The organism is Microbacterium sp. Y832, assembly GCF_057669765.1.
The window spans coordinates 1-15,962 of sequence record NZ_JBYHFM010000009.1 but is presented as its reverse complement, the minus strand read 5'-3'; the positions used below and the strand labels follow the sequence as shown (position 1 = coordinate 15,962).

General features: G+C 65.9%; 11 protein-coding genes. 4 read left to right on the top strand and 7 right to left on the bottom strand.

Annotated features, from left to right (window positions below; translation table 11 throughout):
* Positions 1-194 precede the first annotated feature (194 nt).
* A complete protein-coding gene (locus AC25YV_RS12625; protein WP_488124207.1) occupies positions 195-1,406 on the top strand; it encodes a hypothetical protein in 1,212 nt (403 codons plus the stop codon).
* A 67-nt stretch (positions 1,407-1,473) separates the two neighbouring features.
* On the opposite strand, the gene AC25YV_RS12620 is transcribed toward AC25YV_RS12625, so the two are convergent.
* The 3 genes from AC25YV_RS12620 to AC25YV_RS12610 all read right to left on the bottom strand — a co-directional run bounded on the left by AC25YV_RS12620 (position 1,474) and on the right by AC25YV_RS12610 (position 7,157).
* Positions 1,474-3,954, bottom strand: coding sequence for a right-handed parallel beta-helix repeat-containing protein (locus tag AC25YV_RS12620; RefSeq protein WP_488124206.1), 2,481 nt, complete (start codon positions 3,952-3,954; stop codon positions 1,474-1,476).
* 282 nt (positions 3,955-4,236) lie between these two features.
* Positions 4,237-5,781 (bottom strand): glycosyltransferase family 39 protein, encoded by a 1,545-nt coding sequence (locus AC25YV_RS12615; protein WP_488124205.1) that lies wholly within the window; start codon positions 5,779-5,781, stop codon positions 4,237-4,239.
* Entirely contained in the window at positions 5,778-7,157 is a 1,380-nt protein-coding gene (locus AC25YV_RS12610) for a tyrosine-protein kinase domain-containing protein (RefSeq protein WP_488124204.1), read from the bottom strand. Before AC25YV_RS12610 ends, AC25YV_RS12615 begins: the two co-directional genes overlap by 4 nt.
* Before the next feature lie 260 nt (positions 7,158-7,417).
* Here AC25YV_RS12610 and AC25YV_RS12605 point away from each other — a divergent pair, with 260 nt between their 5' ends.
* The 3 genes from AC25YV_RS12605 (at position 7,418) to AC25YV_RS12595 (ending at position 10,168) form a co-directional block, all read left to right on the top strand.
* Positions 7,418-8,560 (top strand): glycosyltransferase, encoded by a 1,143-nt coding sequence (locus AC25YV_RS12605; RefSeq protein WP_488124203.1) that lies wholly within the window; start codon positions 7,418-7,420, stop codon positions 8,558-8,560.
* Positions 8,561-8,591: 31 nt separating this feature from the next.
* Entirely contained in the window at positions 8,592-9,413 is an 822-nt protein-coding gene (locus AC25YV_RS12600; protein ID WP_488124202.1) for a hypothetical protein, read from the top strand.
* A 101-nt stretch (positions 9,414-9,514) separates the two neighbouring features.
* Entirely contained in the window at positions 9,515-10,168 is a 654-nt protein-coding gene (locus tag AC25YV_RS12595) for an arsenate reductase/protein-tyrosine-phosphatase family protein (RefSeq protein WP_488124201.1), read from the top strand.
* 24 nt (positions 10,169-10,192) lie between these two features.
* Here AC25YV_RS12595 and AC25YV_RS12590 read toward each other — a convergent pair whose 3' ends face one another.
* The 4 genes from AC25YV_RS12590 to AC25YV_RS12575 form a co-directional block, all read right to left on the bottom strand.
* On the bottom strand, positions 10,193-11,299 hold the full coding sequence (locus AC25YV_RS12590) for a polysaccharide pyruvyl transferase family protein (RefSeq protein WP_488124200.1): 1,107 nt from the start codon (positions 11,297-11,299) through the stop codon (positions 10,193-10,195).
* A 32-nt stretch (positions 11,300-11,331) separates the two neighbouring features.
* On the bottom strand, positions 11,332-12,795 hold the full coding sequence (locus AC25YV_RS12585; RefSeq protein ID WP_488124199.1) for a lipopolysaccharide biosynthesis protein: 1,464 nt from the start codon (positions 12,793-12,795) through the stop codon (positions 11,332-11,334).
* Complete coding sequence (locus AC25YV_RS12580; protein WP_488124198.1) at positions 12,792-13,955, bottom strand: DUF1972 domain-containing protein; 1,164 nt, start codon at positions 13,953-13,955, stop codon at positions 12,792-12,794. Before AC25YV_RS12580 ends, AC25YV_RS12585 begins: the two co-directional genes overlap by 4 nt.
* Positions 13,956-14,114: 159 nt before the next feature.
* Positions 14,115-15,659 carry a sugar transferase gene (locus AC25YV_RS12575; RefSeq protein WP_488124197.1) on the bottom strand — a complete coding sequence of 515 codons (1,545 nt, stop codon included), beginning with the start codon at positions 15,657-15,659 and terminating at the stop codon, positions 14,115-14,117.
* Between the last annotated feature and the right edge of the window lie 303 nt (positions 15,660-15,962).

Below are 15,962 nucleotides of genomic sequence, written 5' to 3'. Positions count from 1 at the left end.
CGGGTGAGCTTCCCCGAGATCACCGTCACCACCCCCACCCCGTGATCATTCCCCGTCTGTCGCACGCTCACCCCTAGGCTCGACGTGGGAGGCATTCCGCCGCTCGGTGGGAGAAGGTGACCGAGATCGCACGCGCACATTCCGAGGCTCGCCTCGCCCCCGGGGCCGCTGCGGAGCACGTTCCCAGGGCTGAGGTGACCGTCGCTCTCATCGCGGTGGCGGCGACGGCGCTGCGGATTCCGATGCCGCTTGACGTGCCGTTCAACGTCGTGGTCGCGCTTGTCGTCCTTCCCGTGGCCGTTCGTTACCTGTCGCGGTACCAATGGGCGACAGGCTTCGCCATTCTCTCGATACTCGCCACCATGGCGGGTGTTCTCCTGGCCTACGGGTCCATGGCCGAGGTCTCGGGCTCCTTGCTCGCGGCGCAAGCAGCGAGGGTGGCGAGTTTCGGCATCGTCTTGCCCCTCTTCCTGTGGGCGCGGTCGGCGGCTGGGACAAGACGGACGGTGTTCGCGTACGGGCTCGGCCTGCTGGCCAATCTCGCGATGTCGGGGCCGAACGACGCGAACCTGTGGAAGTTCACCTTCGCAGCGCCCGTCATCCTTCTCGTCCTCAGTCTTCCGGTGACCTACGGGCGCTGGCTTCCCCAAGCCGTTGCGGGCACAGCGCTCGCGATCGTGTCGCTCGCGTTCGATTCGCGCTCTCTCGCGGGCTTCCTCCTGATCGCCGTTGCGCTGACCCTCACGCAGCGCTCGGATCGGCCCCGAGAGCCGGGCGCGCGACGGCGGGGCACATGGATGACGATCATCCGCCTCGCGATCGTCGTCACCGGTGCGTACTTGCTTCTGCAAGCGGCGATTCTGGAAGGCATGCTCGGCGATGGGATTCGCGAGCGGACGGCAGCGCAGATTCAATCGAGCGGGTCACTCATCGTGGGTGGCCGACCCGAGGTCGGCGCATCGATCGCTCTTCTCGCCGATCGTCCGGGTGGATTCGGCCTCGGTGTCCTCGCGACACCGAGCGACATCGTCATCGCCAAGAGCGGGATGAGCGCCCTGGGATACGACCCCAACAACGGCTACGTCGAACGCTACATGTTCGGTGAAGGGTTCGAGGTCCACTCGGTTCTGGGGAATCTGTGGATACTCTGCGGTCCGCTCGGCGCGCTACTGGGGCTCATGGCGGCCGTGTGGGTTGTGCGAGGTATGGCCTACCGCGTCGCGAGCGGCACGGCGACGGCCGTGGTGATCTACATCGCGAGCCGATCGCTCTGGGATATAGGGTTCAGCCCGATCTACACGTCCGCGACGCTGCTTCCTCTCGCGCTGGCGGTCGTCGCCCTGCCGCGAGTGAGGGACCGATATCTCGCTGGGTCGTCTAAGCCAGGGCAACTCCCGCTGCGTTAGCGCGGCGGGTCTCCAAACAGGAGCGGGCGAGAGGCATAAAGCCCCCCGCCCGCTCACTTCTGGGACTTTAGAAGCCCGCGCCGAGTCGCTTCGTGCCTGTCGGCCACCCGAGGAGCCGGGCCACGTCTGCTGGGATCGGCACTGCGGTCGCAGCATGAGCGGTCGCGTCCGAACCCATCTGCTCGATGCGCTTCGCCGTGTTGATCATCGCGTTGTTCCACGTGGCGCCCTTCGCAGAGGCGAGTGCGGCCGGCGTGTTGTACGCCTCGAGAGTCTTGTTGTCTCCCTTGCCCCACGCGACCATCGTCGGTCCGCCCGCGGCCTTGTTGTTGAACAGGTTTCCAGTGATGACGACGTTCCAGGTGTCCACGGCGCGGTTCGTCGAGCCATCCAGGGCCCGGATCGAGTACGGTCCGCCCGCACCGAACACATTGTTGGAGATCGTGATGTTCTGAACGATCCACGTCACGGTGGGGTCGACTCCGCCGACGCGCGGGTCACGGCCCACCGAGCCAGCCTTGGCCTGACGGCGCTCATCCTGCTTCAGGCGAATGCCGTTGTCGACGCCCGCGCCGATGTCGTTGTTGAAGATCTGCACGTCGGAGGTGTTGTAGATCATCATCCCGGTGCCGCCGCCGATCGTCTGGTTGCCCGCGATGATCGCCTTGGCCGACAGCTCGAGCTGCAGACCCGTCGTCGAGTTGTTGTTGAACGACGACCGGGTGACCGAGATGTCATAGCACGACTCGTCGAACCACAGGCCGGCGCCGGTGTTGTTGCTCGCATCGACGTTATGGATCTGCACGCCCCGTGCCCGGGTGATCTTCATCCCGCCCGCGACAGGTGCGTCCTTGAAGCGCTCCACGTTGTTCTCTGTGACAAGGGAGTCGCGGACGACGAGTCGGTAGGCGGCGTTCGCGCCGAAGCCCAGCTGGCCGTTGCGCTGAATCGTCACGCGTTCGACGTGACCGTCGTTGTTGTTGACGTTGAGGCCGACGAGCGCATTATCGGTGATGACAAGGTCGCGCACCGTCGCGAACGTGTTCTGCATACGCACCGCGCCGCTGGCGCCGTGCGTCGTGGCGTAGCGGCGGACGCCGAAACCCTGCAGCGTGACGTTCGTGGACATGACGTCGAAGGCCTGGCTCAGGTTGCTCGCGCGGACGCTCTTTCCCGCCGGGTTCGTGCCGAGAATGAGGCGCTTTCCTGCGTAATCAACGGCGAAGGTACCCGCGACGACATCGGAAGCCGATGCGACCTGCTTCTGCGCGACACCGTCGATGAACAGCTGATCGGGGTGATTGGCCATCGGGGCGTCCGCGCGTACGAACCGGGAAGCCTGACCGCCCATGTCGTTGGGGAACTGCGCACTCCAGTTGGAGGCGACCCAGACCTTGCCCGATGCCGCCCAGTTGGTCACGGGGATCGAACCGTCGAACCACACGGCTTCTTTCGGGTACGCCTGCACCGTGACCGCCTTGCCCCACGGAATCGAAACCGACTCGTTGTAGGTGCCGGCACGGACGACGATCGTGGCACCGGACTTCGCGGCATTCACCGCGGCCTGGACGGACTTGAAGGGTGCGGACACCGTGCCCGTCTGGGCCGACTGCGTCGAGCTGTTGCTGACATAGATGGCGCCTGCGGGCACCGCGTACGAGGCCGCACCGACGGCGACGGATCCGCGACCGCTGACCGGGGCGGGGGCCTCGGGCTGGGGCTCGACCTCGACCGGAGGCGCGGTCACGGGCGGAGCGGGCGGCGGGGTGGGGGTGGGGGTGGGGGTGGGGGTGGGGGTAGGCGTCGGAGTCGGGGTAGGCGTGGGTGCCGGCACCGGCACCGGCGCCGTGGCCAGCGGCAACGGATCGGCACCGTCCGCGACGGTGAACCTGTCGAGAGAGATGGTGCCGTCCGTCGCGCCGCCGGACTTGTAGGCCCACCAGCCGACGCCGCCGCCGGCGGTGATGCGCTCACCGCTGGAGTCGCTGACGTTGAGCTGCGGGGCCGGAACCGGCTCGCCGACCTTGGACAGGCTGGCCCGAATGGTGACGGGTGACACGCCGGTCACGCTGAAGGACAGTGTGTACCACGTCGACTTCTGCACGGCGGTGCTGAGCTTGACGATGCCCACGGACTTCTCGACGCCGCCGTTGACGCGGGACACAGCGAGGAAGGGGATCGCGGAGGAGTTCAGTTCCAGCCGTGCCCGGTACTGGGAACCGTCTGCCTGGTGGCGCAGCACCGTGGCGTAATACGCGCTGCCGGCGAGGGCGTCGAATCGAACCGTGACGTCGGAGCGGGCGTCGCGGGCGGTGGCGGAGCTCAGGATGACTGACGCGCCTTCGCCTGCGCCCATGGCCAGACGAGCCACTCCGGAGTTCACCGACATGGAGTCGCCCGAGAACCACCCGCGGTAGGCGCCACCCGTCGCGGTTTCGCCCCAGCCCTTGGAGACAGAGCGGTCGAAGGTGTCGTCCAGGACGACGGTGGATGCGGCCGACGCGGGTTGGGCGACCAGGGCGGAGGCGATGATCGCCAGGGTGGCCATTGTGGCGGTGGCGACGAGTCGGGGTCGGAAAGCGCGCCGGGCGCGCGAGGTACGTCGAACGAAGGGGGTATGCACAGGGGATCTCCGGTAGGGCACAGCGGTACGCGGCCGCACGATGACCTCAGGCAGGAGGTCGACGCGGTTGGGGGTGTGCCGCGCTATGGCGCCGCGCCATAGCGCGTCGGTGCGGGTTGGAAGAACCCTACCGAGTGCGGCGCAGATCACGGCGGATAATGAGACAAGTCTCACGAAAATGAGCGCGCCGCAGGCAGCACGAATCGCTCACTGCCGGACGTATTCGACGACGAGCGTGGAGGGGCCTTCCCAGACGTTTCGGCCTTCGAATCCGAGGTCGCCCATGACCGTGTTGCTCTCTTCGAGGGTGGCGGGCAGTGACTTGACGCTGAACACCGCCCAGACTCTGTCGAAGTCGGCGAGATCTGATCGGACGTCCTCGATCGCCCGCGAGGTGCCGTCCAAAGATCCCGATGCGGCGCCGGTCGTCTCGACAGTCAGGTCGACGAGCCCATCGAAGGCGTCCGGATACGCCTCGGCGACGCGCCGCGTCGTTTGATTGACGACCGCGCGCTCGGGGTATCGAGGAGCGAAATACACCGCGTCGCCGCGGGACGTCTGCTCGGAGACGACATGTGCGACGGCGGACCAATCGCTGCCGCCTTTCGCGAAGGGTGTTCTCTGCGAGAGCAGGATCACGAGCAGGCAGAGGGCGTAGATGCTGACCGCGGCGACCGTCACCCACCGGCGGCCGAGGGAGCGGATGCCGACCGCAATGAGGATGGCCGCGGCCGGCGCTGTGAAGGTGAAGTAGCGGGGCTGATAGATAGGGGCGACCGCGACGGCGTACACCGCGACGAGCGCGGTCGGAAGAATGATCCATGGCAGCACGATCGCCAGGATCTCGTGCTTGCGATCGCCCGCTCGGGGGCGGCGGACGACGGCGAGAACCATGGCCGCTATCCCCAGGACGGCAGCCACGATGGCAGTGCCCTGCCAGCCGAGCGTGAACCAGGTTGGACCGACTCGGTCATCGGGAGTCTCGCCCAGAAAATACTGATTGATCAGCACCTTTCGCGCAATGCTGAAGAAGCTGCGGTCGCCGCTCGATCCCAGCTGGGCCTGCTGCGACCGCACGAGCAACAGCAACGGTGACGTCAGTGCGGCGATGGCAACCGCCGATACGGCGAAACGGAGAAGCGTCCGGCGGTCACGACGCGCGATCATCACGGCGGTGACGGCGTGGGCGATAACGAGCATGACGAGATACACGTTGATCGCCACGCCCAGCGCAGCGACGGCGCCGTAGGCGCCCCACGCCCACACCCGCGCTGAACGTACTGCCCTGACGAACAGGTACGTCGCCCAGACCGCTGCCAACGCCGAGAAGACGAAGGGTCGAGCCTCGATGCCTGCCCACGTGAGTCGAGGAAGCGTGGCGGCCACAGCTGCAGCGGTGATCGCAGTCCCCTCGGTCCCGATCAGGCGCGTGAGCGCGTACACGCCGAGCGCGACGCCTCCCGCCGCGAGTGCGCTGGGCAGGCGGAGCATGAAGGGTGAAACCCCGACGAGGTCGATCCAGCCGTTCATGAAGGCGTAGTACACCGCGTGCACCGCGTCGATGCGCTGGAGCAGCGCCCACAACTCTGGCAGCGTGCGGTCAGCGGCCGAGATGGTGACAGCCTCGTCCGTCCACAGCGACACCGTCGGAGAGGCGATCGCCGCGATGACGGTGGCGCCGAGGAAGATCCCGAGGGCTGTGAGCCATGTCCCCCCGCGCGGTTGCACGCCCGTCGTGGAGCTGGTCGTCATCTGACTGGGGCGGACCGGCTGAAGGGCCGCTTCTTCTCTTCGGCGCGGTAGTAAGGGCTGGTGTGGTTGGTGCGTTTGACGCCGTTGAGGATGATGCCCATGATCGGCACGCGCGTCGTCTCGAGTGCCGCGATCGTTCGCAGCAGCATGTCGCGCTTGGTGACGCGTGAGCGGGCCACCACGACGATTCCGTCGACGACCGGTGCCAGCCACAGAGGGTCGCTCACCGCGAGAACGGGGGCGCTGTCGAGGATGACGCAGTCATAGCGTTCTCGCGCCGAGTGAACGAAGTCACGGAGATGCTCCGACGTCAGCAGCTGGCCAGGGTTCGGAGGCAGCGTTCCGCTGGTAAGCACATCGAGCCTGTCGTTGCCCCACGACTGGACGGCCTCATCGAGGGTTACATCACCCAGAAGCAGCGTCGTGAGCCCCACCGAGCCTTCGAGCTGCGTATACGTGTCCACGGAAGCTCGTCGCAGGTCGGTATCGACGAGGAGAACCTTCGCTCCCTGCTCAGCCATGATCTGGGCGACAGAGACACTCACGGATGACTTGCCCTCGCCGGACATGCCCGACGTGAACAAGATCACCTTTGCATGGCCGTCCACGTTGGCGAAGCGCAGATTCGCGACGATCCCCCGGATCGCTTCCGCGGAAGAGCCGGTCGGATCAGCTCGGATGGCGGTCGGCAACGAACGACCAGAAGCCACCTGCGTCACATCGCCCAGGATTGCGGTGTCGGTGAGTGACGTGATGTCAGCCGGTCCGGTGAGGCGTGTCGCCAGCAGGCGCCTCAGAAGCGCGGAGCAGACGCCGAGGGCGAGGCCCCCGAGCCCTCCCATCAGGGTGAGCATCCGCACGTTCGGTGACACCGGAAAGCCCGGGGCTCGCGCGGGAGAGATGATCTCCAGGCGAACGGCCGGCTGGTTGTCCGCGTTCTGGGGCGAAAGGCTCCGCACCGCGAGTGAGAGTTGAGCGGCGACGGCGTCCGCGATGTCCTTTGCCAACTCGGGGTCGCGATTGACGACGGCGATGTTGAGAACCACGGTGTTCAACGGTGACTCGACGGTGACCGTGCCGCCGAGCGATTGCGGCGACGTGTCGAGCCCCAGCTGCTGGATGACAGGGTTGAGCACGACAGGAGAAGTCGCCACGACCGCGTAGGTCTGCACGAGGTTCTGTACGTAGTTGGAGCCCTGCACGAGCTCGCTCGTGTTGTCGCCGCGAGCGGGGATGACCACGACCGAGGACTGTGCCCGATAGATCTCAGGCTGCAGCTGAGCGTAGACAAACCCCCCTATGGCGCCGAGCAGGGCGAGAGCGACGATGACCAGCCAGTTCTTCCGCAGAGACAGCAGGTAGTCCCGTAGAGTCACGTGGTCTCGTTTCGCATTCAATGTGGGCGTGTGCTACTCATAAGTAGCACCATTCTGCCCGGTCGGTTTGGAAAAAAGACCTCATGCCGCGCGGGCGCCGTCGCGTCAGACCTGATATGAGGCGGCCGCTTGGTTCTTGCTGCTCGCGCTCGTATCATTGTGATTTGGGGAACCGCACCTGTGGGGGTGCTGCGGGGACCGTTCTGTGCGGGGTGATCACGGAACGTACTCGCCATGCTGAGCAAATTGGGGGCACGAGCGTGGATCTGAGTATCGTCGTGCCGACCTTCAACGAAGCGCCGAACGTCGCCGAGCTCGTGCGGCGGATCGCGGCAGCGGTCACGAGTATCGACGCCGAGATCATCTTCGTCGACGACAGCACGGACGACACGCCGCGTGTCGTGCAAGATGTCGCTCAGACCGCCCCGTTGCCGGTGCGGCTGATTCACCGCGACAAGCCGACCGGCGGTCTCGGCGGCGCAGTCGTCGAAGGCTTCGACGCAGCGCGAGCCGACCTGTGCCTGGTCATGGACGGCGACCTGCAGCATCCGCCCGAGAAGATCCCCGAGTTGTACGCACGAATGCTGCACGGGGGCGCGGACGTGGTCGTGGCCTCGCGGTACTCGGGCGCGGGCAGTTCCGCCGGCCTGGCAGATCGCACCCGTGTGCTCGTGTCTCGCGCATCGACTGCGGTGACGCGGGCGATGTTCCCCATCCGTCTGCGCGATGTCACTGACCCCATGACGGGCTTCTTTCTCGTCGACCGCACCGCCATCGATCACGAGTCGCTCGAGCCACGCGGGTTCAAGATCCTGCTCGAGATCCTCGCGCGACGGACTCTGCGCGCCGTTGAGATCCCCTTCGATTTCGCCGATCGCTTCGCTGGTGAGTCGAAGGCATCCTTCCGGCAGGGCATGCACTTTCTCGCCCAGCTGACGGCTCTGAGATTCGGGAAGATGTCGCTCTTCGCGGTCGTCGGCGGCTTGGGTGCCGTAGCCAACGTCTTCATCGTGTGGGCGCTCACCGCGATGGGGGTCAACTACATCGTGGCCGCCGTGATCGCAGCAGAGGTCACGATCATCGCCAACTTCCTGCTGCTCGAGCGGTTCGTCTTCCACGACATGCGCGACCAGGCCTCCGGCGTCGGCATGCGCTTTGCGAAGTCGTTCTCGTTCAACAACGCCGAGGCCTTGATCCGTATACCGATCATGGCTCTGCTCGTTAGCGGCTGGCACTTCTCCGCCGTCATCGCCACAGCGCTGACTCTGTTCGTGGCATTCTTCGTGCGCTTCCTGTTCCACTCCCTCGTCGTGTACGCGCCGCGCAAGGGAACTTCCCGCAGCCGTGCCACCCGTTTCGTTGATGAACTGGACCGCCAGGCGGTCGCACCGGGTGAGCTGTGAGCGCGGCGACCTTCGAAAGCACGGTGGCGACATGCGCCTTCGGTTGAAGGGTTACGGCATCAAGCGCGCGGGGCGTCGCGCCGCTGAATGGGTCGACAACATCTACGCCCGCGGTCTCGCGCGGATGAATATGGGCGGTCCTCCCCGCCGTGTCGTCGTGGTCGGCATCTACCGTGATGCCGAACCGATCCGTTCGCTCGTCGAAGAGCTGAAGAAGACGCGCCATGACGTGACCTTCCGGCTCGGCGCAATGGGCGACATCCCGCCCGAGCTCGCCGATGTCACGACACACGACCATATGCAGGCGGGAAAGTTCCAGAACCTCAACGTCCTCACCGAGGGGATGGGCGAGCCTGACTGGCTGGTCATCATAGATGACGACGTTGTTGCGCGCGCCGGCTTTCTCGATGCGGCCATCGAACTCTGTGAGCGCCTCGACTTCGCTCTCGCGCAGCCGGCCCAGACACGGTTCTCGAACGCGAACTGGCCCCTCACGAAACAACGACTGCTGACCATTGCGCGTGAGACGGATTTCGTCGAGGTCGGACCCGTGACGCTGGTTCGGGCCGATGCGCAGCGATTGCTGCTGCCCTTTCCGGCGGACCTCCGTTACGGGTGGGGGCTCGACTTCCACTGGGCACACATCATCAAGGACGCTGGGCTTCGCCTGGGTGTCCTCGACGCGCTGGCGGTGTTGCACGCGAGCCGCAAAGTGGCGAGCACCTACTCGTGGGATGCCGCTCAGCAAGAAGGGCGCGAGTACTTGACCGGGGTGCCCCATCTGCCCAAGGCTGTGGCTGAGTCCCATGGCACGGTTCGGCACAGACGCATACCGCAGAAGCAACGAGTGTGAGAACGGACGATCCCCGTGATGCCCCGGGACTGAAGAAACAGCAGCGCGTCACCCTCGTTCATCGGCAGCGACGACGAAGCCAGCCGGGATCGGAGGGTCCCGTGCCGTACTCGATGTTGTTCATCTGCGCAGCGAATGTGTGTCGCTCGCCGCTCATGGCCTACTCGTTCGCCGAAGCCGCGCGCGGCGGAGGCACCGCTATGTGGGCCATCAGCAGCGCAGGAGTGAGCGTTAATTCTGCCCTGCCGATGTGCGACCTCGTATCGCGGCTGTTGACCCAGCGCGGTGCCGACGCCGACGACTTCGCGAGCCATCAATCCACACGGGTGGATCCGGAGCACCTCGATGGCGCAGATCTCATCATCGCGGCATCCACGAACGAACGTGCAGCGATCGCCACTCTGCGCCCCGCGCTGCGGAGCCGAACGTTCACGCTCCCCGAAGCGGTCGCTCTCGGGGCGGAGCCGGTGACGCAGCGCGAACGAAAGTCAGTGTCGGCGACATCGAACGGCGAAGACAAGCCGCTCGCGCAATATGCCGGCATTCTCCATCAGCGACGGGGCACGATGATCGTGGCGCCCCTCGTGCCTCGTCGACTCCAACGGTGGCGGAACGAAGTCGACCCGCGCGACATCCCAGACGTTCATCACCGCCGACGAAGACAGCATCTCGCGACATTGAACAGCGCGTGGGGAGCCACCCAGACACTGCACGGCCAGATCGCAGGTTTCGTCGCCGGGGAGTCCGTCCGCTGACTGGCGAGCAGGTTTGAAGCGCCCTCAGACGGCGCCGGTCAGTTCCAGCGTTCGGACGAAACTCGCTTGGGCTGCCTCCGCGTTCGGTGCGGGGTCGTGGGCGACGCGGGTTCCATGTCGGGCCGCCATCGTGGGGGCCAAGTCCAGGTCGGAGACGCCTTCGAGCATCGGAGGCGCGGGGCAGACGGCGAATGCTTCGCTCGTCTTCTTCACTCCGGGCACAAGCACCGGGGTGCCGAAGGATCCCGCCACGATGGCTGCGTGCATGCTCGTCGTGAAGACGCTGCCGGCGGCTGCGAGCACCGCTGTGATATCGGGCGCGCTGAGCCCGATGAGGGCGTGAACGCCGACGGTCTTGGCGGCCGCGGCGAGAACGCGGTCCTCGCCGGAGTAGGCCCCGAGCGAAAGGACGGCCACGGGAAGGTCCGTCAGCGTGCGAAGAGCCCTCTCGATCTTCGCTTGCGGCCATCCGTGGAATGTTGTCGCGTGGAACAGCGCGAGCTGCCGCTCTTCCTGCAGCCGAGCCTTGATGACCCCTCGACCGCGCTCACGCGTTGCTGAGGGCTCCTGCAGTTCCGGCAGCGCGAAGATCATGTCTGGACCGAGAACGACGCTCTTTTCGGGCATGCCCGCGCCGATCAGGTGCTTCGCACCGCTCTCGGTGCGAACCCAAGCGGCTGAATACTTGACGAGCGCTGAGCGCGCTGCGACCGGGATCGTGTGGACGCCCACGGACAGGAGCGCTGCGGGGACTCGAGGAATCCACCCGTCTTGCGGCGCCCACGCTCCTGGGCCGGGAAGGAAGTGGCGCCGCGCATAGAGACGTGCGCGCAGTCGCGTCAGGCGGCGGTGGCGGACTTCGTGCGGCACCGACATGTGGTCCAGTGCGACCGTGCGATTGTCGAATCTGATGAGATCACCACCGCCGACGACGACGAGGTCCGCCTGCTGCCGGCGTACGCGCGTGAAGGGGGTGATGGGCGCACCGCTCACCGTCGTGCCGGCGAGGGGAGCGAAATACGAAGTCTCGACCTGCAGGCCCGATTCCTCGAAGAGGTGCGCAGTGACGCTGGGATAGAGTTGGTCACCCCAGTTCGAGACGGAGTAGTCGCCGATCTGGGCGACCCTCATTCGTCTCATCGGAGTCTGGTCGAAGGTCATGATCAGCTTTCGGGGTCAACGGTCGATGGGGCGAGCTCAGGCTCGTTGGCGGCGCGGACCGAGGCCATGCGACGTCGCACGAGGATCATGTTCGGTATCAACTGGCACAGCGCCACACCGACGATCGAGCCGACAAGCGGCCCGGGAGCGCCGAGGATCGGCGTGAACACGATCGTGAGACCGAGGTTGATAGGAAGAAGGATCACGATGAAGTAGGCCTGGAAGCGAAGCCCGCTGGCATCGGTGAGGTACATGCCGAACGGATACTTCGCGGCCTGAAGCACGATGAAGATGGTGAACAGGACGAGGATGGGCGTGCCCAGCGTGATGACGCCGCCCGAGGCGAGCTCTGCCAGCCAGCCGGACAGCAGCACCATCGTCAGGCAGGCCACGAGCGCGAGCGCGGCGAATGCGAACGACATCACGAACGGTGACAGTACGCTGGCCGTGCCACGCGCACGCGCACGCGCGAACACGGGCCAGAGCGACATTCCTGCGGTGGAGATCACGGCGAACAACGGTGTGAACATCTGCGACGCGAGACTGTACTCGGTGAGTTGCGAGAGCGTGCCGAGATGACTGAGGACGAGTCGATCAGACGACATCGCGAGGGGCAAGGCGATCATCTGGATGAGCATCGGCCAGGCGACGTCGAAGACTTTCGCGCCGCGCTTGCGGGGTGAGAGGGCGTCGCGGACCGAGGCACCGATGGCGGGCGATACGCGTCTCGCCGCGATGACCAGAGCGATGATGCTCACCGAGAGTGTGACCCCGTACGACGCCACCGCGATGTAGCCGCCGTTCGCTCCGATTGACACCGTGATCCACAGCACAAGGAGCACGATCGGCGTCTGCAGGCCGTTCAACAACACGACGAGCATGTTCAACCCGAGCGCGATGAGAATCCGCTGACCGAACGAGACGAGCAGGTTCACCCCGAGGATGCTGAGGCACAGCGTGGCAGCCAGTGCTCCGCTTTCGAGGCTGAGGCCATCGCCGAGGAGCGGTTCCCACAGGCCGAAGCCCAGAATCGCCAGCGCGGCGAGGACCACAACGAGCGCGCAGCACGCGAGGATGCGCATGCACGAGACCAGAACGCCTCGCAGATGTGTGTCGGTGCGTGGGTCGTCAGCGGCTGCAGTGGCGTTCATGATCGCGGCCGACAGGCCCAAGTCGGCAAACGGGATGAGTGCCGCAACCCCGACGAGGAGGATGTACTGCGCGTAGGCAGCTTCTCCGTAGTTGTCGATGATCAGGCGTGTGACGACGATCCCCAGGATCGCGCTGATCGGCATCACACCCATGCGGACGAGTGCGCTGCCACCCACCGACTTGATGATTCCGCGCTTCGTGTTGAGTCGACGCTCCTGGGCGGCGTCGACGACCTTCGTCGTCTCGGCGCTGTGCTCGCCCTCGAGATCCGCGACTTCGCGATCGCTGTCGCGAGTGGATTCGTGGTGACTCACTGTTCGAACTCGGAACTGTTGCGCCGCGCGCGCCGCGCCGCCGGGTGCACGGACTCACCCGCTGCCAGCCTCAGCGCGAGCTGTTCATAGTCGTTTGCGACGTCATCCCAGACAAACACCGACTCGGCGCGGCTGCGCAACGCCGTCGCGTCGGCGTCGACACGACCCGGGTCGCTTTCTGACGACTCGATGGCCTCGGCTGCATCCGATGCTCCGGAGAAGTACCAGCCCCGACTGCCGAGCACCTCGCGGTTGAAGCCGACGTCATAGGCGATGACGGGCGTGCCCGCGCCGATAGCGCGTAGCAGTGACGGGTTCGTGCCGCCCACCGAGTGACCGTGCACGTATGTGTAGGCGTGAAAGTACAGTGCGTCGAGAAGTTCCTGGTCATACACGGCGCCGAGCAGGCGGATGCGATCATCTCCCTCGGCGATGCGTGAGATCGCGTCCGTGTACTCGGCGGCATAGGGAGCGGAGCCGACGACCACGAGCGGCTTGGTGGCGCCCGATGAGGCGTAGCCCTCGACGATCTCGCGGACATGATTCTCGGGCTCGAAGCGCGCCACGACCAGGTGGTACTCGCCGGGCTCAAGATTCAGTGACGTCACCCCGTGCGTCGCTGCCGCTTCGAGAATCGGGGCTCCGTACCGGATGAGTTCGGTCGGCACATCGAACTGATGGCGGTAGTAATCGGCGATGCCGGGCGCATCCGCGATCAGCGCATCCGCGTTGCGCACCCCGAACTGCTCAGCCCACCGGTAATAGGCGCGGCCGCGCGCGCCCCACTTGGCGCGACGCCACTCGAGGCCGTCCATGTGCAGTGCGGTGGGGATCCCCCGTGCGCGCAGAAGGGGGAGGAAGGGCGAGTTCGCGGCGTTGAACACGAACGCGACGTCGGGCCGAGCCTTCGTGATCGCGTGCACAGTGGACGCCGCGGTGTGAGACAGCGTCTCGAGCGCCTTCTGCTTCACCGACGGCAGGGTCACCCGTCGCATGCCGTCGTGGTAATCGCCGGCCGTGCCGCGATCGCGGCCGTATACGACGACCGCGTGGCCACGCTCGACCAGACGCCGACCGACTTCCTCGACGGCGGTCTCGAACCCGCCGTACGCGGCGGGGATTCCGCGCGTGCCGATGAGAGCGATGCGTAGGTTCGTCATTCCCTCGTCCTCACTTTCAGTATGCACGGCTCATGGTGAAGGACCCGCGGCCAGCCTCGGGGGAGAGGCGAACGGCGCACGCAGCACGGGGGAAAACTGGTGCAGCGCGGCCGCGGATCCGGCTTGGACGGCGTCTGTTGACGCCGCGAAATCGTCGGGTCAATACGCTCCGGACGGCTTCACCATCACCTTGACGGTGCGCCACATCAGGATGATGTCGTCCAGCACCGACCAGTTCTCGACATAGCGCAGGTCGAGGCGCACGCTTTCCTCCCACGAGAGGTCGCTGCGACCGCTCACCTGCCAGGGTCCCGTGATGCCCGGTTTGATGTAGAGGCGACGGTAGACGATGCCGTCGTAGCTGGTCACCTCAGAGGGCAGCGGCGGGCGGGGTCCCACGACGCTCATATCGCCGCGCAGCACGTTCAGGAACTGAGGGATCTCATCGAGCGAGTACTTGCGCAGGATGCGCCCGACGCGCGTCACTCGCGGGTCGTCCTTCATCTTGAACAGCAGACCGGAACCCTCGTTCTCGGTCATCAGGTTGGGCAGCATGTCTTCAGCATCCGTCCGCATCGAGCGGAACTTGAGCATGCGGAATTCCTCGCCATCGCGCCCGATGCGCCGCTGGTGGAAGAACACCGGTCCCCGCGAATCGAGCTTGATGGCGAGGGCGATCGCGGCGACGAACGGAGCGAAGAAGAGCAGAGCGAGTACCGAGCTCGCGATATCGAACGCGCGCTTGAACAGGTGCGCGCCACCTTCGAACGTTGGGATCTGCACGTGGATGAGCGGCAGGCCTTCGACCGGGCGCAGCGACATGCGCGGGCCCGCGACGTCGGCGATGCGGCTCGAGAGAACGAGTTCGGCCGCGGTGCCCTCGAGCTGCCAGGCGAGACGCTTGACATAGTCGGGGTCACCGTGCGGCTGGTTCGCCACGATGATGGTGTCGGCCCCGATCGCGACGGCCTGGTCGACCCAGCTGTCGCCACGCAGCACCGGCACGATCGTCGAGTCGACGGCCAGCGAGTCGACCACGGCGTCCTGCACGGCGGCACCGACGACCAGGTAGCCGAGGCGCCCGCTCGCACCGAGCGTTTCGATCACATACTCGACGTCGTCACGGTCACCCACCACGACCGTTCGAGAGGCGTAGCGGGCGAACGAACGCTGGCGTATGAGCCACTTGCGCCACAGCCACCGGCTGACAAGCAGCGCGAACACTCCGGCGGGCAGTGCGACGAAGAGCTGCGTGCGGATGCCCTGCCACTGGAAGAGCACGAACACGATCGCCAACGCGCCGAACGCGAAGGTTGTGGCGTGAGCAACGCGCTTGTATTCTCTGGCGCCCGAGCCGAAGACCGAGGCATCCCGGGTGTTGAAGGTCGAGAGCATCGCGAGCCACACCAGCGCCGTCGCCAGCGGGATACGCGCGAGCACCCACGGGTCGGTGCGCAGCAGAGCGGAATCGATGATCTGCATCGAGATGAAGGATGCCAGTATGCACGCGGCGACGACGATCACCACGTCTGTCACCCTCAAGCGTGTGCGGTAGCTGCGTTCCCACAGTTGACGGTTCGCAAGCGAGCCCGACGCGCGAGGCTTCGCAACGGTGCGCGTATCGACAGTCTTCGCACTCGCGGCGGCGATGGGCGTGTAGGCGACGAATGGTGTGAAGGTCGTCGAACCGTCGACGGCCGTCATCGTTGCGTCACCCGGAAGGGTGCCCAAATTACGGTCGGCATCTTGCCCCCAGCAAATAACCGACAGGCGGCGCTAACCGCCCGTATTCCCCAGTGTGCGCCTTAGGGAGCCCCAAGCTCCGCGCGAACGATCCCACTCGTTCGCAAGCGCTGCCGTCACTCTAGCGCGTGACGGCAGTCATCGAAAGACCCATCTTTCGCGCGTCGGCTGCCCGCACAGACAAGCGGGGGGGCGCACTGCGCCCCCCCGCTTGCCTTGGTGTGAAGGTTTACTCGAAGAGCGAGAGCGTCATCACCGAGGTGT

Coding starts and splice junctions, on each gene's coding strand:
- AC25YV_RS12620 (WP_488124206.1), bottom strand. CDS start 3,954: ATGGCCACCCTGGCGATCATCGCCTCCGCCCTGGTCGCCCAACCCGCG.
- AC25YV_RS12615 (WP_488124205.1), bottom strand. CDS start 5,781: ATGACGACCAGCTCCACGACGGGCGTGCAACCGCGCGGGGGGACATGG.
- AC25YV_RS12600 (WP_488124202.1), top strand. CDS start 8,592: ATGCGCCTTCGGTTGAAGGGTTACGGCATCAAGCGCGCGGGGCGTCGC.
- AC25YV_RS12590 (WP_488124200.1), bottom strand. CDS start 11,299: ATGAGGGTCGCCCAGATCGGCGACTACTCCGTCTCGAACTGGGGTGAC.
- AC25YV_RS12580 (WP_488124198.1), bottom strand. CDS start 13,955: ATGACGAACCTACGCATCGCTCTCATCGGCACGCGCGGAATCCCCGCC.
- AC25YV_RS12575 (WP_488124197.1), bottom strand. CDS start 15,659: ATGACGGCCGTCGACGGTTCGACGACCTTCACACCATTCGTCGCCTAC.